The sequence below is a fragment of the Cellulophaga sp. L1A9 genome (assembly GCF_009797025.1).
Taxonomy (GTDB): domain Bacteria; phylum Bacteroidota; class Bacteroidia; order Flavobacteriales; family Flavobacteriaceae; genus Cellulophaga.
Window position 1 is genome coordinate 1,568,023 of sequence record NZ_CP047027.1, and the last position, 22,246, is coordinate 1,590,268.

Consider the following 22,246-nt stretch of genomic DNA (forward strand, 5'->3'; position numbering starts at 1 on the left):
ATAATAATCGTAAAAATACCATAGTTTTGATAAATCAAGGAAAAAAAGTCCTAAAATATTGTAGTATTTTTATAGTATCAAAATCTAATCTTATGGATCAAAAGCCGTCGTTCATCAAAAATTTATCGCTACCAATTGTTGCTGCCCCAATGTTTTTAATATCTGGACCGCAATTAGTCATCGAATGTTGTAAAAATGGTGTTGTAGGTACTTTTCCTGCATTAAACCAAAGAACCAGTGAAGGATTCGAAGAATGGATAATAGAAATAAAGACAGCTTTAGCAGATTTTGAAAAAGAAACTGGAAAAAAAGCAGCCCCTTTTGGCGTTAACCTTATTGTACACCCAACCAATCCAAGGTTAGAAGCTGATGTAAAATTGTGCGTAAAACATAAAGTTCCATTAATCATAACTTCCTTAGGAGCTGTATCTCAAGTTGTAGATGCCATTCATAGTTATGGTGGAATTGTATTTCATGATATTATTAAAAAGAGGCATGCAGAAAAAGCAGCAGAAGCAGGTGTAGACGGGTTAATTCTTGTGTCTGCTGGCGCAGGGGGTCATGCAGGAACCATCAATCCGATGACTTTAGTTGCCGAAATAAAAAAATTCTTTCATAAAACTATTTTACTTTCTGGCTGCATTAGTACCGGAAGAGATGTTGCATCAGCATTACAAATGGGAGCAGATCTGGCCTATATGGGCACCCGTTTTATTAATACTACGGAAAGCAAAGCTACTGATGAATACCGAAAAATGATTATTGATGCTGGCGCCAGTGATGTGGTTTATACTGCATCTATTTCTGGGGTACATGCCAACTTTTTAGCCGCTAGTTTAAAAGCTGCTGGGATTACAGAAGAAGATTTAAAGAAAGATGTAAAAATTGATTTTGGAAAAGAATTAGATACTGAGGCTAAAGCTTGGAAAACAATATGGTCTGCAGGCCAAGGTGCAGCCATGATTGATGATGTTGAACCTGTAGCAGAACTAATTTCTAAACTTAAAACTGAATTTAAAGCTGCCATTGAAGAACAAATTAAAGTTCTAGAAGTATATCCGAAATAAAAAAATATGCCCTTAGTAACCTCTACGTACAACCCACCCATTTTATTTAAAAACGGACATTTATCCACCATTTATTCTGGTATTTTTAGAAAGATAGATGGGGTTGTACAGGAAAGAGAACGCATTACTTTATTTGATGATGATTTTCTAGATCTTGATTGGAGCTTTACCGCACAAAAATCCACTAAAGTTATTATTCTAATTCATGGCTTGGAAGGCAGTGCTCAAAGACCGTATATAACCGGTAGCGCTAAGCTTTTTAATCAAAACGGTTATGATGCTTGCGCTATTAACTTGAGAAGCTGTAGCGGTGTCCCCAATAACTTATTCCGATCATATCATTCTGGAGCAACAGAAGACCTAGAAGCTGTAATTCAACATCTATTAAAGAATAAATCATACACAGACATTTACATTAATGGCTTTAGTCTTGGTGGAAATTTGACTTTAAAATACTTAGGAGAAGATCGCATCATCCCCAAAGAAATTAAAGGAGCAGTAGCTGTTTCTGTTCCCTGTGACCTCTATAGTTCATTAAAGCAATTATTGCGCCCTAAGAATGCATTATATGCTGCGAGATTTAAAAAACATTTGGTAGAAAAACTACGGGCAAAGCAAGCACTTTTCCCTGATAAAATTTCAGATATAGATATTGCTAGTATTAAGACACTAAAAGATTTTGATGACATTTATACGAGTAGAGCCCATGGGTTTACAGACGCTATAGATTATTATACCAAATCTAGTTGCCTACAATTTTTACCCAATATTAAAATTCCAACACTGATTATAAATAGCAAAAATGATTCCTTTTTAGGTCCAGAATGCTACCCATATACCGAAGCTGAAAAAAATAAAAAACTTTTTCTAGAAACCCCAAATTTTGGTGGTCACGTAGGTTTTTATGGCGTTAAAAATACGACCTACACAGAGAAAAGATGTTTAAATTTTTTGAATGAACTTTAATAATAAGTTAGAATACTTATCTTAGTACATTAATTAACTCAGTTTAGAAATGAAAAGAATAGTTGGCATTTTAGCGTTATCAGTACTTTTAGCTAGTTGTGGTGAAAAAAAAGAAGAAAAAAAAGATGGTTTTGAAATGAACCGAGCCAAAACAGAAAAGAAAACTGAAGTTACAAAGGAAGAAGTTCCTGTAGATATGGACAATGACGGTATTGGTCCTTTTAAAAATATTTCTTTCCCTGCAGAGATAGATACTGAATTGGCTGCCAAAGGTGAAGCTAAATATAGTGGAATTTGTACGGCATGTCATATGCCCAATCAACGATTAATAGGCCCTGCTTTATCTGGTGTTTACGAAAGAAGAAATCCTTCTTGGGTCATGAACATGATCATCAACCCAACAGAAATGATAAAAGAAGATCCAATCGCAAAAGCATTACTTAAAGAATATAACAATGCTATAATGCTTGATAATAAATTATCTGAAGACGATACACGAGCTATTGCCGAGTATTTAAGAACTTTATAATATACCTTATTAGCTATATACATGTTCGTTAGGGGTGCTCTTTATGGGCTGAGAAATTACCCTTTGAACCTGATTTGTTTAATTACAACGAAGGGAAACGAGTAATGCTAAATAACAACATACCTGTTATTTAAGCAGCCGTTCCTTTTGTGACAAAACCTTTGCACAACAATGGCTCTAAAAAAATTTAACACGGTACTATCCATTGCAGGAAGCGATTCAGGAGCCGGTGCTGGCATCCAAGCAGATTTAAAAACGATTAGTGCTTGTGGCGGTTACGGTACCTCTGCAATAACAGCACTCACGGCACAAAACACCCTTGGCGTTTTTGACATTCACCCCATTCCTACACTACATTTAAAAAAACAAATTGAAGCCATTCTTGATGACATTGGAGCCGATGCCGTTAAAATTGGTATGCTTCACGGCTCAGAATCTATACGAACTGTAGTTCATTGCTTAAAAAAGTACCCTATAAAAAATATTGTTGTAGACCCTGTAATGGTTGCCAGCTCAGGAGATTCCTTATTAGAGGATAACGCCATTGCCGTCTTGAAAAAAAAACTCTTCCCAATGGCTAGGCTAATTACTCCTAACATTCCAGAATGTGAGTTATTACTAGACGAACAAATAAATGAAAAATCAGATTTAAAAGCATTAGCTAAAGCATTAGGCAGACAACATAACACCTCTGTTTTATTAAAGGCCGGTCATTTGCAATTAGACCTCTTAACTGATGTTTTTTACAACAATGAAAATGACTCCCTACTTATGTTAAGTTCAAAAAAAGTAGCTTCTAAAAACACCCATGGAACTGGTTGCACACTTTCGTCTGCTATTGCCACTTTTTTAGCGCAAGGAAATTCTTTAGAAGATGCCGTAAAAAAAGGAAAGAATTATTTAGAGCTTGCCATTATAAAAAGTAGAAGCCATATCCTTGGAAAAGGATATGGCCCACTACATCATTTTTATGAATTCTGGTAATCTTTATTCATCATAATTAAAACCATCTGCAACTACTTTGTATTTAGGGTCTTCTAAAACATTCACATCTACAATATCATCTGCCGTAGCTAATAGTTTAATACAATCTTTACTCAAGTGCTTTAAATGTAATTTCTTCCCAGCATTTTTATAACGTTCTGAAAGTTTGTTGACTGCTTCAATCCCAGACATATCTGCAATACGGCTGTCTTTAAAATCTATAACTACTTCTTCAGGGTCATTTGCAACATCAAACTTTTCTGTAAAACCAGTGGTAGAGCCAAAGAATAATGGGCCAAATATTTCATAGGTTTTAACACCGTTTTCATCTGTACTTTTTCTAGCTCTAATTCGTTTTGCATTTTCCCAAGAGAAAGCAAGAGCAGATATAATAACTCCGATAAATACCGCTATTGCTAAATCGAAAAACACAGTTATTGCTGATACTGCTATTAGAACAAAGGCATCAGATCTAGGAATTTTCTTCAATATTCTAAAACTAGACCATGCAAACGTTTCTATAACCATCATAAACATCACCCCAATCAATGCTGCTATTGGAACTTGTTCAATATAGGTATCTGCAAACAAAATAAAAGAAAGTAAGGTTAATGCCATTACAATACCTGACAAACGGCCTCTACCCTTAGCGTTGATGTTAATTACCGTTTGGCCAATCATACCACAACCACCAGTACCTCCTAGTAATCCACTAGCGATGTTCCCCATTCCTTGTGCGACACATTCTTTATTACCTCTACCGCGACTATCTGTTAATTCATCGACCAAATTCAAGGTCATTAAACTTTCAATTAATCCAACGCTAGCGGCTAAGAAAGCATAAGGCAAAATGAAGGTAAAAGTATCTAAATCAAAGGGTAACAATTGCCATAACTCTTTATTCGGAGTCGGAAATTCACCACTTAAACCATCTCCACCACCTTCTCTAATATAAGAACCTACAGTGGTTACATCTAAATCTAAAAGAATAGCTCCAAACGTAGTTATCAAAATAGCCGTTAGTGCAGCAGGAATTTTTGTGGTAAGCTTAGGTAAAAAATGAATTATACCCATCGTAAAAAGCACCAGCCCAATCATTAGGAATAACTCAGGACCGTGCATAAATACACTCATATATTTCTCAACGGCATCAGGGTCTGTATTTGGCACCTTATGACTAAACATTTTAACTTGAGCCATAAATATTACAATGGCTAAACCGTTTACAAATCCCATCATTACGGAATGCGGTATTAGACGAACAAAGCGGCCTAATTTTAAAACTCCGGCAAATATTTGTATTAACCCCATTAAAATAACGGCTCCTAATAAATAATAGTAGCCCATATTTTCCACAGGGATATCAAACTCTAAACCTCTTACATGACCTTCTTTAATTAGGTTCACGAAAATTACAGCTACAGCACCCGCAGCTCCAGAAATTAACCCTGGTCTACCTCCAAATATTGCAGTAATTAATCCTATTATAAATGCTCCTGATAATGCAACTAAAGGATCTATGTTTGCCACAAAAGCAAAAGCAACCACTTCTGGAATCATCGCTAGAGACACAGTAACTCCTGCGAAAAAATCGTTTTTAGGATTTGAAGTAAGTTTTTTAATAAAATTCATTTCTTGTACTAATTTTTTTGAAGTTGCAAAAGTACCACTTTTCAACTGCGCAATACTACCTATCACTAATTATAACATTATTAACAGATTAGCCCTTTTCTTTTTAATAATTCCTAAATAAATCTGAAAGAAATATATGAAAAAAACCGCTGCAAAGGCTTATCCTTACAGCGGTTTAAACAACCTACCAACTAAAAATTCTTCTATTTTTTCTGTCTTGTTACATTCATTACAGGGTTTGAAACCTTGACTCTCTTTTTGGTCTTTGCGGCATCACTAGACTTTAAGTATTCTATATATCCTTTTCCTTTAAATTCATAAGTGGTTCCACTATCAGGGTGGTATAATTCTATAGTGCCATCATTTATTACATACAACTCAAAATAATCATCTCCAATAAAATCATAACTCAAGGTTAATGCTTTAAGTGAAGCATCATTTGCTACATCATACACTTGGTAATCTCCTTCAAAATCCCATTGTAAATTATTAAAATTAGTACCAGGACCATCTATAGACGACCTAAAGAAATCTCCATTATCGCCTGATAAAAATTGTAAAAAATTCTCATTATCAAAATCATTTATTGCTCCAACCTGACTCGTATATACTTTTTCCCATGCAACATACTCCTGTAAGAAATACTGAATATTCTCGTAGAAAACCATATCGTAATCAAAATTACTACGCTGATACCCTTTTAAGAAATAAGAAGTATCTGTGCCTCTATGATATAGTTCTATGGTAGCGCTATCTACTACAAAAACATCTAGATCCCAATAACCATCTACATCATGATCTATTTCTAACACACCACGAACGCCATTATAGACCCCAACATCTATACCAAATCCGTTTCCAGATTTACCAATACCTACTAGGTTATTATTAGCGTACAGTGTTCCATTAACAAAAGAAACGGTAAATGCTCGCTGTAAAAATGAAATTTCTCCATTTCCTAGGGTAGCGTTAATATCTACATACCACAAATCTTTTGATGCAAGAACCTGGTTAACATTAAAAACTGGTTCTTCAATAAAACCATCTTCTACAATTACTTCTGTATAACATGAAGAAGCTAATAATCCTAGGAATACAAATCCGAATAGTAATTTTATTTTCATAATTTAATATTTTATGGTTGCTAAGCATAAAACAATTCTCGTGCCAAGATTTTCACAACCCTGATTATCATCATGTTATATTATCCTGATTTTGACTAATTTTGCAGGAGACAGAAAGGTTTTTTAAAACCTTGGAAAAATACAATACTTTAATTTTTTAAAGATTGAATTATGAATAGAGATTTGAAATTTGCCGTTTTGGGTGGTGGTAGTTGGGCAACTGCAATTGTAAAAATGTTAACAGAAAACGTGGATAGCCTTCAGTGGTTTATGCGAAATACTGATGCTATTGAGCATATTGAAACTCAGGGACACAATCCTAATTATCTAAGTTCTGTAGAGTTTAATACAAAGCAATTGCACTTAACCAACGATATTAATACAGCGGTTACCAATGCTGATATTATCATCTTTGTAATTCCGTCTGCTTTCCTAGAAACGGAACTGTCTAAACTTACCGTTTCCTTAAAAGGTAAGACTTTATTTTCCGCTATTAAAGGAATTGTCCCTGAAACTGGATTAATCGTAGGAGAGCATCTGCATAAAAAGTATGGAATTGCATACAAAAATATAGGTGTAATTAGTGGCCCTTGTCATGCAGAAGAAGTTGCTTTAGAACGTTTATCTTACTTAACCATTGCCTGTGGTGATTTAAGTAAAGCTGAAATTGTTGCAGAACATTTGAGTAGCGACTACATTAAAACAAAAATTTCTGATGATATTATCGGTACAGAATATGCTGCTATGTTGAAAAACATCTATGCTATTGCTGCTGGAATTGCACATGGTTTAGGTTATGGTGATAATTTCCAAAGTGTCCTTATGAGTAATGCTATTCGGGAAATGAAGCGCTATATAAAAAGAGTACACAGCATGAAACGCAACATTAACAACTCTGCCTATCTAGGCGATTTATTAGTGACGGGTTATTCTGTTTTTAGTAGAAACCGAATGTTCGGAAACATGATAGGAAAAGGCTACACGGTAAAAAGCGCTATGATGGAAATGAAAATGGTTGCCGAAGGGTATTACGCTACTAAAAGTGCATATAAATTAAATAATGATCGTAAAAAGAAGTCTAAAACACCTATTTTAGATGCTGTATATGAGATACTTTATAATGATAAAAACGCTAAGAAAGTATTTAAAGATTTAACTGATAAATTGGATTAATTGAGGAGCTATTGAATGTTGATTACAATACTAGCCTCGTTGCCAAATTCATCAACCACAGAAATAGTATGATCACCTTTGTCTGGCAAAATAGCTGCTTCATGAAAATCTTTTGTCTCCTTAATGAAGGTACTGTCTAAATACCAGAACACTTTTGTTTCTGGTTTAGCATGTGCTAATTTTAAAATAAGTTCATTTGTTTTTCCTTCAAAATTCTTAGCTAGAATAATTCTACTCCTATCTTTAGGATAAATAAACTCCATTGTTGGCACTAAAACGCTCACACAATCACTTCTAAATTCGGGTAACGATTTATAAGTTGGGTGCGTACGTTTATAATAAAATTCCAGTAAAGGAGGTAAAACAAACCAAGATTCAGCTATTGTATTAGACAACTCTTCGCAGGATGAGTTTATCTGAAACTGCTTATTTTTATCTAGATGTATTATCCTGTGATATCCACAAGCCTTTACATAATTTTGTTTTTTAGGAATGTCAATTGTTTTTATAGGACAGTTTTCGGTGGCTAAATAGCCGCTTTGAGCACAAACATCAACAGCAACAAACTCATCTAAGGGTTTTGAGAACCAAGCAGATTTTGGCAATACATCAAAAACATCAAATAAAATAGGTGCCGCACTAGATACACCAGTAACATTAGGTCTACCTTCCCCATCAGCATTACCTACCCAAACACCTACCACATAGTCTGTGGTTATTCCAATTGCCCAAGCATCTTTATTGCCAAAACTAGTTCCTGTTTTCCATGCTATTTCTTTGCTAGAATCATAAAATTCCCATGACTCACTCCCTTCTGGGCGATTCACTTCTTTCATTGCTTCAAAGGTTAAGTAGATACTTCCCGCATCAAAAACAGTCTTGTTCAAAGATTTAGCGCCAAAATCTATCGTTGTATTCTGAAGGTAAGTAGGCGCTATAAATTCTTTCTCATAATATTCGCTTGAGCTTTCATTAAAATGATTTACCGTAGCTGCTAAATTTGCATACGTCTTGCATAGATCCCATAAGTTACTTTCTGCTCCGCCTAAAATTAAAGTCAGTCCATAATAATTTGCAGATTTATTAAGTCCCCCTAACTCAAACACATTCAATTGGTCCCTAAATTTTTCTAGACCATAAGACTGCAATAAACGAACCGCCGGAATATTTAACGAACGGGCCAATGCCTTTTTCGCCTCAATAGCACCGCTATACGATTCATTAAAATTTTCTGGCGAATATCCTGCAATTTGCGTGGGCACATCTGGCACTAACATATCTGGCAACAATTCTCCAGCATCAAGCATAGCCGAATACAGTAAAGGTTTTAAAACGCTCCCTGTACTTCTATTCGCTTGCACCATGTCTACATCTTTCTCATGGTATTTATCAGTAGGTGCATTACCTACATACGCTAATACTTTCCTTGTTTTTACATCTAGGACCAAAACAGCAGCATTATATACTTGGTTTTGCTTTAGATTGTTGTATTGCCTTTTAACAATGGCATTTACATTTTTCTGTAACTCTTGATTGATGCTACTTTTAATACGTTCCCCTTTTTTTGTTTTTGATACGTGTTGAACAAAATGCGATGCATAATTGGGTAAGGCATATGGTTTTTGAGGTAGATCTTCTAGTAATGCCAGTTCATAAGTTGTTTTATCTAAGAGGCCTTGATTAAAAAGTTTCAACAGCAATCTATTTCTCTTCAATAATAATTTAGACTGATTTTTTCCTGGGTATATTAAACTTGGCGCATTAGGCAATACAGCTAAGGTTGCTGCTTCTGCCCACGATAATTGATAAGGTAATAACCCAAAATAGCGCCATGAAGCAACTTCTAAGCCCACTACATTACCACCAAAAGGCGCATGGCTAGCATAAAGGTCTAGGATTTCTTCTTTAGAATACCTCAGCTCTAATCGTGTGGCTAGAATTAATTCTATGAACTTTTCAGCATAGGACCTTCTTTTATTTTCTCGAGATAAGCGTATTACTTGCTGTGTAAGTGTGCTCCCACCACGAACTGTTTTTCCTGCTACAATGTTAGCACCGATAGCTTTAGACATTGATACAGGGTTAAATCCAGGATGCCTATAAAAGTGGGCATCTTCAAAATTGAGCAGACAAATTTTAAATTTGAAAGGAACACTATCTACTACAGGAAAACGCCATTGACCATCTTCCGCTATCTTTGCACCCAACAATTCTCCCTGCATGCTTTCAATTACGGTAGCAGTAGGGGTTTTAAATAACACTTTGGGTAAACAAAAATAATAAGCAATTAAAAGCACTGCTAAGACTAACAGTTTTTTAGGATGCTTTTTTAGAACCTTTATCACTCTTTCTTTCAAGGAGTAAGGGTATTGAATTCGTATTCTCTTTCCACCAAACAGATACGCACCTTATACCAGGAATACCATTCTTTTTGACCTTTATTTTGTGCAAATACGTGGTCCATATTCTTTTTCCAACTAGTTATAGCCGCTAAGGTTTCCCAATAGCTTACGGTGATACCCACTTCTTCGCGTGCACTTTCGATTCCAATAAAGCCCTGCTCTTTTTTTGCAAGAACTTCCATATCATAAGCCATCTCTCCATATCCATTATCACCTTCAGTTCTTGTCGATGTAAATATTACAGCATAATAAGGCTTTTCCATGTTTATTATTTTATATATTCTTTTTCTATAAAATAACTCACAATGGCTTCTTTCATTAAAACGGACTGCTCACCAGCTTTTAACGGAGGCAACTCTTCTTTCATAATATAGTGAGGCCAACCATCTTCATCAAAATAATCAAACGTATAAAAACCATAAGGTTCTAATAAACGACAAATTGCAATATGCATTAAGTCTAATTTTTCGTCTTTTTTATAGGTTCTATGATATTTTCCTAATTCTTGTACGCCCACCAAATAAATGATTGCATCTAATTCTAAAACGTCACCATCAGCAAACTGAGCTGAAAGTTTTTCTATTAACACGTCCCAGCGTTCTTTTAATTGTATATCTCTTGACATTATATTTCAATTTATCCCTTTGAATAAAAATAGCACTTCATATCTCAACTATTAAAATCGCATCCTTTAATAATTAAACAGTATTTTCAATTCTTTTCAAAGGTACAAATCAAAGTTTTATATTTGCGCTAAAGCGAACAATATGAATTTTTTAGATATAGTTTTTGGATTAATCCTTCTTTGGGGATTTTACATCGGGTTTAAAAACGGATTATTTGTTGAAATAGCTTCTATTATCGCTCTTATTGCCGGTATCTATGGGGCCATTCATTTTTCGTACCTCACTGGAGCGTATTTAGCGGAGCACATGGACTGGAATGAACAATACATGAACATCGCTTCGTTTGTGATCACATTTATTCTGATTATTATATTGATACATTTATCGGCAAAATTACTCACTAAAATAGCAGATTTTGCCATGCTCGGCCTTTTGAATAAAATAGCTGGAGGAATTTTTGGAGCGCTAAAAATTTCTATCATTTTGGGAGCCTTACTACTATTTCTTAATTCCATGAATGAAACTGCTAATCTTATAAACGAAGAAACCAAAAAAGAGTCAAAATTATATGAACCTATAAAAGCTATTGGGGCATTAATTTTCAGTAAAATACTCAAAATAGAACCTTCTGAAAGCTAAGTGTTTAAGTTAAATTTGTACGAATTTTCTTCAAAAAATGCTGTCCCAGTTAAGAATTTGGTGATTTCAGGCATGTAAACCTGTCTTTCAACGAAACTTTTATGTTAATAGAGGGCTTGCAAAGTACCTTTGTTTTATTAATATGATAATTTCTAAAACATAAATATTGCAAAAACTCAAAAACAGCCCCTACTACAAAGAAGCCTTTAATGAACTTTCCTACCCATTTGGTACGTTTTATCTGTTTGCTGGTTTTGTTGTTGCTGAGATAAATGAAGGTGTTGTTTTCTCTTGGGAAGATCATGGAAAAACAGTTACCGAAGATATTGGAAATTTGTACGATGAAAATGGTTCTGGATTAATTTATATTACTAATAGAGTGGAAAAATATTCTGTAAATCCTGTAGGATGGTTACAATATTTTAAAAGTAGTTACAGGCTAAAAGCCTATGTTATTGTTACGTATTCTAAAAAAGGATACTCCAATACTTTATTAGAAAAGCTGTTTATGAACGCCAATATTTATCGTTATACTGACTTAACAGATGCTATTGAATGGGCTAAAAAAGAATGCTTAGTCTCTTCTAGAAATTAAATTGCGAAAAAGGCGTATTACTGCATGTCTTAAGCATTATTCTCTTCAATGTAGTAGACCAGTTCAATAAGTCAAAGACGCTGATTAGCATTAATCCAAGAAGGTCTTTAGCTATCAAACTATTTTTTATCCTTTAGCAAAAAAAAAGTGCCTATTAAAAATAATAGACACTTTATACATACACTTTTTATATCATTTTTAAATACTTTAAAAGTATTCTGCTATTGAATCACTTTTACCCATTGTCCTTTTGTTCTAGCAACATAATCGTTATCATACATTGCCTCTACCTGAATGCCCGGCAAGTAATACGTTCCTAAATACGATGCATTCAGTAATATTCTAAACGTTTTGGTTTCATTCTTTTTCAAATCGAAATAGAAATTAGCACGATCATCTCTTAGGTCTGTATGTGTAACATTATTCTGAGCAAAATCTCCGAAGTCTGTAAATCGCGTATTGACAATTTCCCAACCACTTGGAAAAATTTCCGATAGCGCCATATTCTTAACAGCGCTACTTGTGGTATTTGTTAAAGTAACCTCTGCAACAAAATCTGTTCCCTGTGTAATTGAAGAAACATCAATTCGCGAACCATCACGACCTTTAAATACCGTTTGAAGCCCAAGATTTCGTTGAATTTCTTTCTCACTTCCTACTGGTAAAATTCCGTTGTTTATAATACTAACATAAACCACATTGCCTTCTTGGTTTTTTAAACTAATGCTGTTCGTTCCTTTCTTTATTTCTAAGGTTCTACTCGCTAAGGTTTTACTAGTGGAAACATTTTCCGTTTTTCCATTAACAGTTACTGAAGCTTTTATCCCTTTGCCTCCTACCATTTCGGCAAATTTCCCCATGGCTAAAAGACTGTATGCAGTACTTTGCGTGCTCATCCAACGTTGTTCTTTTAAACTTGCCGCAATAGTTTTAGCTAATTCCTGAGCTTTTGCTTTGTCTTTTAATAGAATATATGTTTCTAATGCCATCGCTCTATTTCTCTCTATTGAGCCATAGCTATAATAATCATATTTACTAGCTTGAAAATCAATCGAAGCTGTTTTCAGAATTTGTTGTGCCACACTCGCCTGACCAATTAAACCATAAGCCGCAGCCAATCTAAATTTGCCTTCATCTGAAATTCCACTTGTTTCACGCAAACGGTTCATTGAAGCAATGTCTGCATTACCTGAAAGTGCCAACGTATACAACCTGTACGCTTGTGCCAAATCTGAATAAGAACTTCCTGAACGCCAGTTTTTAGCAGTGCTTTGTTGGTATTTTACCCAATTAGTTTTAAAAGAAATAGGCATCACATATCCCTTTTTCTCTGCTTCTAACAAAAAGTGTCCTGCATAGGTAGTTCCCCAATCATCCGTAGAATTTAACCCTGGCCAATAAGAAAATCCGCCACCAGGACGCTGAAAGCCTCCTAATCGTTTAATTGCATTTTCAATATTCTTCTGTGTTTCAGATTTTTTAGCTGAACTCAAATCAAATATATCACTCAAGTACAATTGCGGAAATGCTGCAGATGTTGTTTGTTCCACACACCCATGAGGGTACCTAATTAAATATTGCATACGACCATTAAAACTCATTGGCGGTAGGGTTGAGAATTCTACCTGAACAGAATTACTACCCCCAATACCAAAGGTTTCCAAATTCAATTGCTGACTTGCATTTGCATCAAGAACTATATCTTGAATCTCTGAGGTCATAGGATTCGGGTTTACCACATCAATAGGTATTTCAAAAGATGCTGTTTCTCCTCCTCCCGAAGCCTCCACAATTACTTTTCCAATTCCTTTAAAATCGGCAACATCTAAATCAAAATACACCATTTTCTCATCTGGCTGACTAAATGTAAGTGATTTTGTAGCCTCTCCAGAAACGGTAAATGCTTTGTCTTTCTTTATTTTAATCGTTACATTTTTCACTTTAGACTCCATTGCGAATACTGTCACAGGGAGCGTTACTTTTTCTCCTGGAGTTATTTTTCTTGGCAATGAGGCCAATATCATTAGCGGCTTACGAACAGGAGTTGTTTTTTCTGCCATTCCATATGCCTCACTTTCTGCATTTCCTGCAATTACCATTGTACGTACAGAACCTACATATTTAGGAATTGCTATTTTATGTGATTTGGTTTCTCCTGCCTTTAACGTAAAAGGTCCTAAATGAACCACCATAGGCTCAAACCGATTGGCTTTTTTATTCTTTGCTCCTGCTAGTTCATCATCACCACCAATGGCAAATACTTGATTGATTTTTCCGCCAAAGGCACCGATAACATCATCATAAATATCCCAAGTTTTTACGCCTAATGCTTCCTTCGCATAAAAGGTGCTCCATGCATCCGGAGTTTTAAAACGTGTTAAATCTAAAAGACCTTCATCTACAATGGCAATCGTATAGGTCATTGCCTTACTATTCTTTTCTCCTATTTTTACGGTAATACTTTCCTCTGGACGCAGCACTTCTGGCATCATTATCTGAGGCTCCAGTTTCGTTTTTGGGTCTTCAACGCCAATACCTACCACACCATACATACGAATAGGAGCGTCATTTAAGGTAGAAGCATGTGGTTGTAACAATGCAATATTAATATATACATTAGGCGTATAAATTTCCTTTATTGGTAATTTAAATTTAGTCTCTCCTTTTGTGGTCTCTACCCATAAAGATTCTAAAACTTCGCTTCCGTTTTCTATCGTAACCAATGCTCTTCCACCTTCTGAACTTGGAAAAGTAATGGTAGCATCATCACCTACATTGTACTTTTCTTTGTCTGTTGAAAATAACAACATCGTTGCCGCAGACGGATCGTTTTTACGCGACTTACCTGCCCATCCTGGCCAATCTATATAAACTGCTTTTCCGGTTGCATGACCGCCATATTCATCTTCAACGCGAACTAAGTAACGCCCCCAATCTGGATATTTTAATTCAAAATTAAACGTTCCTTTTCCATTGGATGAAGTGCTTATCGTTTCTTCAAAAACTTTTTCATGATATTCGCTACTGCTATATGATGATAAATTATCGGCTGAGTTATCCCACCACCATCTCCAGCTTATTTTATGTATGGAAACCTTAAGGTTTTTAGTTGCTTTTGGTTTTCCATTTTCATCTACGGTAACCACTTCAAACTTATGTTTAACATCGGTAAGAAGCATGCCTTTAGATTTATCTCCTTTAGGCACATTTAAACCAACATAGGTTTTAAACGGGGCATAGGTTTTTGTAAATACATCAGTACTAAAATCGCCTCCATTTTCATAGACCTTAGTAATAAAAGCGGCATTTAGCATTCCTGGTGCATTTCCATTTAATTGTGGATTAATACTAAAACTTGCTTTCCCTTCACCATCTATTTTACCATCAAAAACAACTTGATCTTCTGATGAAAAACTACGCGTTGGATCGTCAAATATGTAGCCTGGAAAAGATTTAAACGTAGTTGTTTTGGCATTAAATTTTGCTGTAATATCCGCCTTTAAATTTTTAGCAATGGCGCCATGCAGCCATTTCACTTCCATTGCACCATAAATAGGACTTGAACCTCCTAAAATCTCACTATCAAATTCCGTTTTAATTTTTAATCGATTCGGCTTAATCGTTTCAATTTTTATGGTTTGAGTAAATGATGCCCCACCCACTGATATTTTCACCAACCAATTACCTGTAGGTGCATTTTCATCTGTCTTTAAATTAAAATTATAAAAATTATCCAGTCCATAAGTCTTCACTTCACGGTGAACGACTTTATTATATGGATCCATTAATTCTAATTTAACAGGGTGATTTGCTGGCAACTTATTTGCATTATCATTCAGCATAAAAGATAAGAAGATATTATCTCCTGGCCTCCAAACACCACGTTCTCCAAAAATATATCCTTTGATACCTTTCTGTAAAGAAACGCCTGAAACATCAAATTTACTTACCGATAACACATTACCATCGTTGATCTTTACATACGTTTTTTGCCCGTTATTCTCTGCTACCACAAAATAAGCTTGGTTATTTTCGGCATCGAAAAACGAAGTCCCTTTTGCATCTGTTGTTACAGTACCTACTGCCTGTTGTTGGTAGTTGTAAAAAGTAACTTTAGCTCCTGATACTGGGCTTGTAGAGACAAGATCACTCACCGCCACAAAGTAACTTTTATTTAATCCTTTTTTTACCGTAACCCCAAGGTCACTAGCTAAAATATTTACGCCTACTTTTTTATCGTAATAATAAGAAGAATGACATGGATTTTCACGTTCACTCCAATTATAATCATAATAGTAGTCCTCATAATAATCTTCTACACCATCCCAAGAACTAGACTCTGACTCTTCATCATAATTTTCTTCTGTACCCTCTTCTGTCTCAAAGTCTGTATCATCACACTTATAAGTACTATACGATGGCTTAAACGAAAATTCAACCCTGTAGATCGCTCCCTTTTGCGGAGTTATCAATTCTTTTAGGTCTAAGGCATGGGCAGACCATTTCCCCGTATTGGCACTTAAATTATTAACCAGTTCTAGTTTTTTAGTTGCAATTGGTCTTGCTACTTGTTTTAAAGAACTGCTTCCGTTTAAATTATTGTTCTGTAAAAATTGAAGAACATTATCTTCATAAACACGCAATACAGATACATCAACATACTTTAAATTTACCGCTTCAAAATTAATTTTTAGATTATTTGAAGAAGGCAAAATTGTTCCATTAGAAAGTAATCTTACTTCTGGTTTTATTTGCTCAAAGGCAATTTTTTCTTCAAACTTACTTTTTAATTTAAATCCGCTAGTGCTCGATATTCCGTCAAATACCTCTAACAAAGCGGTACCCTCTATTTCAATTGAAGGATATACTTTTAATGTATTCCCTGATACACTATATTTTAAATTATTATCACCTTCTAAAACAACAAGCCCTTTAAAATTTTGATCTTTTTTCAGTGGATCAGAAAAGTTAATTAATACTTGATTTTGCCGCGTATCTTTTACCACCACATCAAGAACTACAAAATTGTTCTTTCCTGGTATCACTATTTTATTTTCTCCCTTATTATCTATATCATGCTTAGTACCATCCCATGCTATTTGTAACTCGCTATCTTCTTCAAAACGTTGTATGCTATCAATTTTGAACTGAAATAGTGTTCCTTCTTTTACCGAAGTATCAAACTTCACTTTTATATCTTTTCCATTTTGCGTTACGTTCACCAGGTCCTTGGCTATAGCTAACGAAAGGATGTCTGCACTCCTCAATTGCCCTTCTATATATTGTTTTTCTTTGGAATAAGACTGGATTGGATTGGTATACACTGAAAATTGCTGCTCCAAGGTTTTTATTACAAAAGTCAATTCTTCTAAATCCGCAGGAACCTCTTTTATTACTTCACCTAAATTAAAGGTAAAAGCATATTCTGTATTTTGCTTAAATGCTTTTTCTGGTACAAAAGAAATCGTACGACTGTCTAACACCACAACCTTACCAGCAACTTTTGGAGAAACCGATAACACATTTGTCAATTCTGTGCCACTTTCCCAAGAAGTTACAGGTTGCTTTAAAACAAGCCTCACATCACTTCTTGCTGAAATAATTCCGTGAGTAACTTCACTCACATACTCCTGATACTTATTAAGATTATCAGATTGATCCTCTAGTGTATTTACTTTTTCATTACACCCTGTAAGGAAAAGAAAAAGTAAGCTAATAATTTGAAAATACTTTAGTTTCATAGGTTGGTTTTTACTACTTGTAAATATACTTCGTTTATGAGGTTCTTAAATCACTGAAAACCGTGAAATTTTAGAAAATTTACCGCATTGACTATTACTAAAACATAAGAATTTAACTTCTATTACATTTCTTTCAACTATTTATGACAAAAAATGCAGTATTACCCAAAAACACTGTATTTCATCGAAAAAAAGAAATTCTATACTGCTTGTTCAATTTATTTTAACAATCTTAGAAGAACGGTTTACGAGAACCAATAGAACACTAGAAAACCCCCCTTTTCTACCTCTTACTACTTACAAATAGAACACTTATATGAAAATGAGAATGCATCAGGCAATCTTGGTTTTATTTGTATTCGTTATTTACTCTTGCAATACAGAGTCATTAAACAATACAGTAATCCTAGAGTCTAAGAATGCCACTGAGATTGAAAATGAACTACTGGCAATAGTGAACGACTACAGAATTGAAAATGGATTGAATACACTAGAATACAGCAGTATTGCATACAAATATGCGAATTTGCATACAGATTACATGATCGCAAAAGGCACCACCAATCATGATGATTTTAGTTCTAGAGCTTCTAGTTTTACATCTGAGGTTAATGCTACTTTAGTATCCGAAAATGTAGCAAAAAATTATGCAGATGCCCTAGCCACTTTCAAGGCATGGATGAATAGTAATATTCATAAAAAAGCTATTGAGGGAGATTTCACTCATTCGGCGGTAAGTGTCAAGGCAGACGTTAATGGCATATATTATTGTACCGAATTGTTTTACAAGTAATCTCATCCATAGTTTTCGCTGTACACAAAGATCTCTTTGTTCATTTCGTATCTTAAAATAAGATGCACCTAAAAGATTATATTTATGATTTTAGTACCGTTTTAGTATAGTTTTTTTAACTTTCGTAAAAAACTATACTATGGCAATTACTCCACCATTTAATTTAACCAAATGGATTGCAGAAAACAGAGCTTCTTTAAAGCCACCCGTTGGCAATAAGAATCTATATAAAGATGCCGGTGACTATATTGTAATGATTGTTGCCGGACCTAACGCCCGTAAAGATTACCATTATAATGAAACCGAAGAATTGTTTTACCAATTAGAAGGTAATATAGAGGTACATGTACAGGAAGATGGTATAAAAAAAACAATGACCTTAGGACCAGGAGACATGTATTTACACCCTGCTAAAATTCCGCATTCTCCCGAACGGCATGAGAATTCTATTGGTCTTGTGATTGAAAGAAAGCGCAATCATATGAATGTAGATGATGGCTTACTCTGGTTTTGCGATAATTGTAATCACAAACTATACGAAGCATACTTTACGCTTAATGATATAGAAAAAGATTTTTTATCCCATTTTAAACATTTTTATAGTTCCGAGGCCTTGCGAACGTGTGATAATTGCGGAACCGTAATGCCTGTTGATGAACGTTTTATTGCAAAAGAATAATTTATGGAAATTACAATTAAGATTTTAATAGGAGTAATTGCTTTTTTACACCTCTACATCATGTATTTTGAAATGTTCGCCTGGACAACCAAAGGAAAAAAAGTTTTTAATAACTTTCCTAAGGATTTATTTGAACCCACTAAATCTATGGCCGCCAATCAAGGTTTATACAATGGCTTTTTGGCAGCAGGGTTGCTATGGACTTTCTTTATCACAAACCTAGAGTGGAGCAACAATATTGCCCTATTTTTTCTTGCATGTGTAGCTATTGCAGGTGGCTATGGTGCAATGACTGTTTCTAGAAAAATTTTATTCGTTCAGACTGTTCCTGCACTACTAACTATTGCGCTCATACTTTTATAAACATATTTTTTTGGTTGTTCAGAGATACAATTATTAATTGTAACTTTGAATAAATATAACATTTAACTAATAAAAAGTTATAAAATGTCAAAAACAACAACAGACTTCGGTATTGATTCTGCCTTAAAGACTTTAGGAGTATCAGCTAATAATTTAGGCACCTCAACAGGATCAAAGTTTTTTGCTTCAGGCGAAGAAATAGCTTCATATTCTCCAGTGGACGGTAAATTAATTGGCAAAGTAAAAGCAACTACGCAAGAAGATTACGCTAAAGTGATGGAGAAAGCAACTGCGGCCTTTCAAGAATGGAGAACAAAGCCAGCTCCTTTAAGAGGAGAAGTTGTAAGACAGTTTGGAGACAAACTAAGAGAAAAGAAAGAAGCTTTAGGAAAACTGGTTTCTTATGAAATGGGAAAATCCTATCAAGAAGGCTTAGGCGAAGTACAAGAAATGATTGATATCTGTGATTTCGCAGTTGGATTATCTAGACAACTACATGGCTTAACAATGCATTCTGAACGTCCAGGACATAGAATGTACGAACAGTACCATCCTTTAGGAGTGGTTGGAATTATTTCTGCCTTTAACTTTCCTGTTGCTGTTTGGGCTTGGAATACAGCTTTGGCTTGGATTTGTGGAGACGTTTGTATCTGGAAGCCTAGTGAAAAAACACCAATGTGCGGAATAGCATGCCAAAACATAGCAGCAGAAGTATTTGCAGCAAACGGTTTACCAGAGGGTATTTGTAACCTTATAAATGGCGATCATACCGTTGGAGAAATGATGACTAAAGATACTCGCGTACCTTTAATTTCTGCGACAGGATCTACTCGTATGGGTAAAATTGTAGCAAAAGAAGTTGCTGGCCGTTTAGGTAAAACTTTATTAGAATTAGGAGGCAACAATGCTATTATTGTAACTCCAGATGCAGATATTAAAATGACCGTTATTGGTGCTGTTTTTGGTGCTGTAGGTACCGCAGGACAACGCTGTACGTCTACAAGACGTTTAATCATACATGAATCTGTTTATGATACGGTTAAAAATGCTGTTGTAAAAGCATACGGACAATTACGTATTGGAAACCCATTAGATGAAAATAATCATGTAGGACCTATCATTGATACCGATGCTGTAAAAATGTACGAAGGAGCTTTAGCGAAGGTCGTAGAAGAAGGTGGAACTATTGTTGTTGAAGGAGGCGTACTTTCTGGTGAAGGATACGAATCTGGATGCTATGTAAAACCCGCCATTGCAGAAGCTAAAAATTCTTTTGAAATTGTTCAACACGAAACATTCGCTCCGATATTATACTTATTAAAATACTCAGGAGATATCCATGACGCATTAAAACTTCAAAACGGAGTTGCCCAAGGCTTGTCTTCAGCAGTAATGACAAATAACCTTCGCGAAGCAGAAGCTTTCTTATCTGTACAAGGTTCAGATTGCGGTATCGCAAATGTAAATATTGGAACCTCTGGCGCTGAGATTGGTGGTGCTTTTGGAGGTGAAAAAGAAACTGGCGGAGGACGTGAATCTGGTTCTGATGCTTGGAAAGTATACATGCGCAGACAAACGAACACAATAAATTACACTACAGAGCTCCCACTTGCTCAAGGTATTAAATTTGACCTTTAAATACTAAAAAACCACGTTGCACCTTCAAGCAATACAACGTGGTTTAAAACTAACTAATCAAAATATTTAGTGCGGCACTTTACAGCACTTAATAATTTATTTTATAAAACCCTTATTTCAATGCCGGAACTTTGTCGGGAGAAATAAGGGTTTCTTTTTGCCTTTCTAATTTCTAAAAAAAAGACGATACATAGCTCTATTTTCGTACAACTGGTAGGAAAAACTGTATAAATTGACAATTTTAAGGCTTTAGGAATACCTCTTTTAAAAACATTCTCCATCAGTTATCTATTTGATAATGAATATTTAATATAGAAATATTCATTATTTTAAGGTTTTTTTTAATACTTTGGTGTGATTAACACTAAATAACCATTAACAATGACAAAAAAAACCATTTACCTCTTAGGAATAATCATTACGATTCTTCTCGGGACCTATTTCTTTATTACTTGTTGCAGTTGTTGCGGGGCGAGTTCCGAAATTACCGAAACTGAAATTATAATTGAAGAAACCTTACCTGAGGCAACAGCGTATCCATTTAAATTCTCTGATGGGTCTTTTGCCTACGAAAGCAATGATAATTTTAATTTCAACCGATCTTCCTCTTCTATTCTAATGCCTTTATCTACAAGCATTACTGAAGGAATTACAAGTACAAAATCTTACTTAGAGCAAAATACAGGTAAAGTTTTTGATATTACTGGTTTTTATAAAAGCGATGAAGCAAACAAATCTGCTTTTCCAAATCTAGGAATTGCAAGAGCAAATGCAATTAAAAATCATTTAGTAGCACAAGGGATACCTTCTTCCTCACTAAACATTTTAGGCGAATTAAATGATGATATGATTAGTTCTCCTGAAAATGTATTTTTAGGCCCTGCGAGTTACGCTATTTCAAATGAACATGAAGACCTCGAAGATGAGATGAAAGCTTTGTATAATAAAATTAAAGCCGATCCATTAGTTCTCAACTTTAACACTGGACAAGCCTCAATAAATCTTACCTCAGAAGAGCGCCAAAAAATTGTAGCTATTTCTAAATATCTTGATAAGGTAGCAAATGCTAGTTGCAGTGTTGTTGGACATACGGATAGCCAAGGAAATAGAATAACAAATATTGGCTTAGGACAAGAGCGGGCAGATTTTGCAAAACAATATCTTATTGATAACGGTATCATGGCATCAAAAATTATTGCAACATCAAAAGGACCAGATACCCCTATCTCAGATAATAATACAGAAGAAGGCCGCAGTCAAAACAGAAGAACGGTCATCACTTTAAACTAAATAAT

Annotated in this window: 18 protein-coding genes and 1 riboswitch; of the genes, 12 read left to right on the plus strand and 6 right to left on the minus strand. The window is 34.9% G+C overall.

The window, feature by feature from the left end:
• Window positions 1-92: 92 nt before the first annotated feature.
• From GQR94_RS06655 to thiD, 4 genes are all read left to right on the plus strand, one after another.
• Window positions 93-1,067: a nitronate monooxygenase family protein gene (locus tag GQR94_RS06655; RefSeq protein WP_158974750.1), complete on the plus strand. Its 975-nt coding sequence runs from the start codon at window positions 93-95 to the stop codon at window positions 1,065-1,067.
• A 6-nt stretch (window positions 1,068-1,073) separates the two neighbouring features.
• Window positions 1,074-2,033, plus strand: a complete 960-nt coding sequence (locus GQR94_RS06660) for a YheT family hydrolase (protein WP_158974751.1) — start codon at window positions 1,074-1,076, stop codon at window positions 2,031-2,033.
• A 49-nt stretch (window positions 2,034-2,082) separates the two neighbouring features.
• The gene (locus tag GQR94_RS06665; RefSeq protein ID WP_158974752.1) at window positions 2,083-2,562 is read left to right on the plus strand and encodes a cytochrome c; all 480 of its coding nucleotides are present in this window, start codon (window positions 2,083-2,085) and stop codon (window positions 2,560-2,562) included.
• A 20-nt stretch (window positions 2,563-2,582) separates the two neighbouring features.
• Window positions 2,583-2,675, plus strand: a riboswitch (TPP riboswitch).
• 58 nt (window positions 2,676-2,733) lie between these two features.
• Entirely contained in the window at window positions 2,734-3,546 is an 813-nt protein-coding gene (gene thiD / locus GQR94_RS06670; RefSeq protein WP_158974753.1) for a bifunctional hydroxymethylpyrimidine kinase/phosphomethylpyrimidine kinase, read from the plus strand.
• A gap of 3 nt (window positions 3,547-3,549) precedes the next feature.
• Here the strand turns inward: thiD and GQR94_RS06675 are convergent, their stop codons facing one another.
• Together GQR94_RS06675 and GQR94_RS06680 are read right to left on the minus strand one after the other, a co-directional pair.
• Window positions 3,550-5,178, minus strand: coding sequence for a SulP family inorganic anion transporter (locus GQR94_RS06675; protein ID WP_158979526.1), 1,629 nt, complete (start codon window positions 5,176-5,178; stop codon window positions 3,550-3,552).
• A gap of 203 nt (window positions 5,179-5,381) precedes the next feature.
• Complete coding sequence (locus tag GQR94_RS06680; protein ID WP_158974754.1) at window positions 5,382-6,302, minus strand: nicotinic acid mononucleotide adenyltransferase; 921 nt, start codon at window positions 6,300-6,302, stop codon at window positions 5,382-5,384.
• A gap of 171 nt (window positions 6,303-6,473) precedes the next feature.
• Between GQR94_RS06680 and GQR94_RS06685 the strand changes: the two genes are divergently transcribed.
• Complete coding sequence (locus tag GQR94_RS06685; protein ID WP_158974755.1) at window positions 6,474-7,475, plus strand: NAD(P)H-dependent glycerol-3-phosphate dehydrogenase; 1,002 nt, start codon at window positions 6,474-6,476, stop codon at window positions 7,473-7,475.
• Between the two features lie 8 nt (window positions 7,476-7,483).
• On the opposite strand, the gene pbpC is transcribed toward GQR94_RS06685, so the two are convergent.
• The 3 genes from pbpC to GQR94_RS06700 are packed head-to-tail and all read right to left on the minus strand — an operon-like array spanning window position 7,484 to window position 10,502.
• Window positions 7,484-9,832 carry a penicillin-binding protein 1C gene (gene pbpC, locus GQR94_RS06690; RefSeq protein WP_158974756.1) on the minus strand — a complete coding sequence of 783 codons (2,349 nt, stop codon included), beginning with the start codon at window positions 9,830-9,832 and terminating at the stop codon, window positions 7,484-7,486.
• A complete protein-coding gene (locus GQR94_RS06695) occupies window positions 9,829-10,140 on the minus strand; it encodes an antibiotic biosynthesis monooxygenase (RefSeq protein WP_158974757.1) in 312 nt (103 codons plus the stop codon). Before GQR94_RS06695 ends, pbpC begins: the two co-directional genes overlap by 4 nt.
• Before the next feature lie 5 nt (window positions 10,141-10,145).
• A complete protein-coding gene (locus tag GQR94_RS06700) occupies window positions 10,146-10,502 on the minus strand; it encodes a hypothetical protein (RefSeq protein WP_158974758.1) in 357 nt (118 codons plus the stop codon).
• Window positions 10,503-10,644: 142 nt separating this feature from the next.
• Here GQR94_RS06700 and GQR94_RS06705 point away from each other — a divergent pair, with 142 nt between their 5' ends.
• Window positions 10,645-11,142, plus strand: coding sequence for a CvpA family protein (locus tag GQR94_RS06705; protein ID WP_158974759.1), 498 nt, complete (start codon window positions 10,645-10,647; stop codon window positions 11,140-11,142).
• Window positions 11,143-11,308: 166 nt separating this feature from the next.
• Window positions 11,309-11,737 (plus strand): hypothetical protein, encoded by a 429-nt coding sequence (locus tag GQR94_RS06710; protein ID WP_233268648.1) that lies wholly within the window; start codon window positions 11,309-11,311, stop codon window positions 11,735-11,737.
• Between the two features lie 221 nt (window positions 11,738-11,958).
• Here GQR94_RS06710 and GQR94_RS06715 read toward each other — a convergent pair whose 3' ends face one another.
• Complete coding sequence (locus tag GQR94_RS06715; protein ID WP_158974760.1) at window positions 11,959-17,478, minus strand: alpha-2-macroglobulin; 5,520 nt, start codon at window positions 17,476-17,478, stop codon at window positions 11,959-11,961.
• 316 nt (window positions 17,479-17,794) lie between these two features.
• On the opposite strand from GQR94_RS06715, the gene GQR94_RS06720 reads away from it, so the two are divergent.
• The 5 genes from GQR94_RS06720 (at window position 17,795) to GQR94_RS06740 (ending at window position 22,241) form a co-directional block, all read left to right on the plus strand.
• Complete coding sequence (locus GQR94_RS06720) at window positions 17,795-18,271, plus strand: CAP domain-containing protein (RefSeq protein ID WP_158974761.1); 477 nt, start codon at window positions 17,795-17,797, stop codon at window positions 18,269-18,271.
• 139 nt (window positions 18,272-18,410) lie between these two features.
• The gene (locus GQR94_RS06725; RefSeq protein ID WP_158974762.1) at window positions 18,411-18,950 is read left to right on the plus strand and encodes a 3-hydroxyanthranilate 3,4-dioxygenase; all 540 of its coding nucleotides are present in this window, start codon (window positions 18,411-18,413) and stop codon (window positions 18,948-18,950) included.
• A gap of 3 nt (window positions 18,951-18,953) precedes the next feature.
• Entirely contained in the window at window positions 18,954-19,313 is a 360-nt protein-coding gene (locus tag GQR94_RS06730; protein ID WP_158974763.1) for a DUF1304 domain-containing protein, read from the plus strand.
• An 84-nt stretch (window positions 19,314-19,397) separates the two neighbouring features.
• Window positions 19,398-20,951 (plus strand): aldehyde dehydrogenase family protein, encoded by a 1,554-nt coding sequence (locus GQR94_RS06735; protein WP_158974764.1) that lies wholly within the window; start codon window positions 19,398-19,400, stop codon window positions 20,949-20,951.
• Window positions 20,952-21,332: 381 nt separating this feature from the next.
• Window positions 21,333-22,241: an OmpA family protein gene (locus GQR94_RS06740; protein ID WP_158974765.1), complete on the plus strand. Its 909-nt coding sequence runs from the start codon at window positions 21,333-21,335 to the stop codon at window positions 22,239-22,241.
• Window positions 22,242-22,246: the final 5 nt, after the last annotated feature.

What these genes read in the sequence shown, in the direction of transcription:
- GQR94_RS06655 (WP_158974750.1), top strand. Translation starts at nt 93, where the DNA reads ATGGATCAAAAGCCGTCGTTCATCAAAAATTTATCGCTACCAATTGTT.
- GQR94_RS06660 (WP_158974751.1), top strand. Translation starts at nt 1,074, where the DNA reads ATGCCCTTAGTAACCTCTACGTACAACCCACCCATTTTATTTAAAAAC.
- GQR94_RS06740 (WP_158974765.1), top strand. Translation starts at nt 21,333, where the DNA reads ATGACAAAAAAAACCATTTACCTCTTAGGAATAATCATTACGATTCTT.
- GQR94_RS06680 (WP_158974754.1), bottom strand. Translation starts at nt 6,302, where the DNA reads ATGAAAATAAAATTACTATTCGGATTTGTATTCCTAGGATTATTAGCT.
- thiD (WP_158974753.1), top strand. Translation starts at nt 2,734, where the DNA reads ATGGCTCTAAAAAAATTTAACACGGTACTATCCATTGCAGGAAGCGAT.
- GQR94_RS06720 (WP_158974761.1), top strand. Translation starts at nt 17,795, where the DNA reads ATGAAAATGAGAATGCATCAGGCAATCTTGGTTTTATTTGTATTCGTT.
- GQR94_RS06730 (WP_158974763.1), top strand. Translation starts at nt 18,954, where the DNA reads ATGGAAATTACAATTAAGATTTTAATAGGAGTAATTGCTTTTTTACAC.
- GQR94_RS06715 (WP_158974760.1), bottom strand. Translation starts at nt 17,478, where the DNA reads ATGAAACTAAAGTATTTTCAAATTATTAGCTTACTTTTTCTTTTCCTT.
- GQR94_RS06735 (WP_158974764.1), top strand. Translation starts at nt 19,398, where the DNA reads ATGTCAAAAACAACAACAGACTTCGGTATTGATTCTGCCTTAAAGACT.
- GQR94_RS06665 (WP_158974752.1), top strand. Translation starts at nt 2,083, where the DNA reads ATGAAAAGAATAGTTGGCATTTTAGCGTTATCAGTACTTTTAGCTAGT.
- GQR94_RS06705 (WP_158974759.1), top strand. Translation starts at nt 10,645, where the DNA reads ATGAATTTTTTAGATATAGTTTTTGGATTAATCCTTCTTTGGGGATTT.
- GQR94_RS06695 (WP_158974757.1), bottom strand. Translation starts at nt 10,140, where the DNA reads ATGGAAAAGCCTTATTATGCTGTAATATTTACATCGACAAGAACTGAA.
- GQR94_RS06700 (WP_158974758.1), bottom strand. Translation starts at nt 10,502, where the DNA reads ATGTCAAGAGATATACAATTAAAAGAACGCTGGGACGTGTTAATAGAA.
- GQR94_RS06725 (WP_158974762.1), top strand. Translation starts at nt 18,411, where the DNA reads ATGGCAATTACTCCACCATTTAATTTAACCAAATGGATTGCAGAAAAC.
- GQR94_RS06685 (WP_158974755.1), top strand. Translation starts at nt 6,474, where the DNA reads ATGAATAGAGATTTGAAATTTGCCGTTTTGGGTGGTGGTAGTTGGGCA.
- GQR94_RS06675 (WP_158979526.1), bottom strand. Translation starts at nt 5,178, where the DNA reads ATGAATTTTATTAAAAAACTTACTTCAAATCCTAAAAACGATTTTTTC.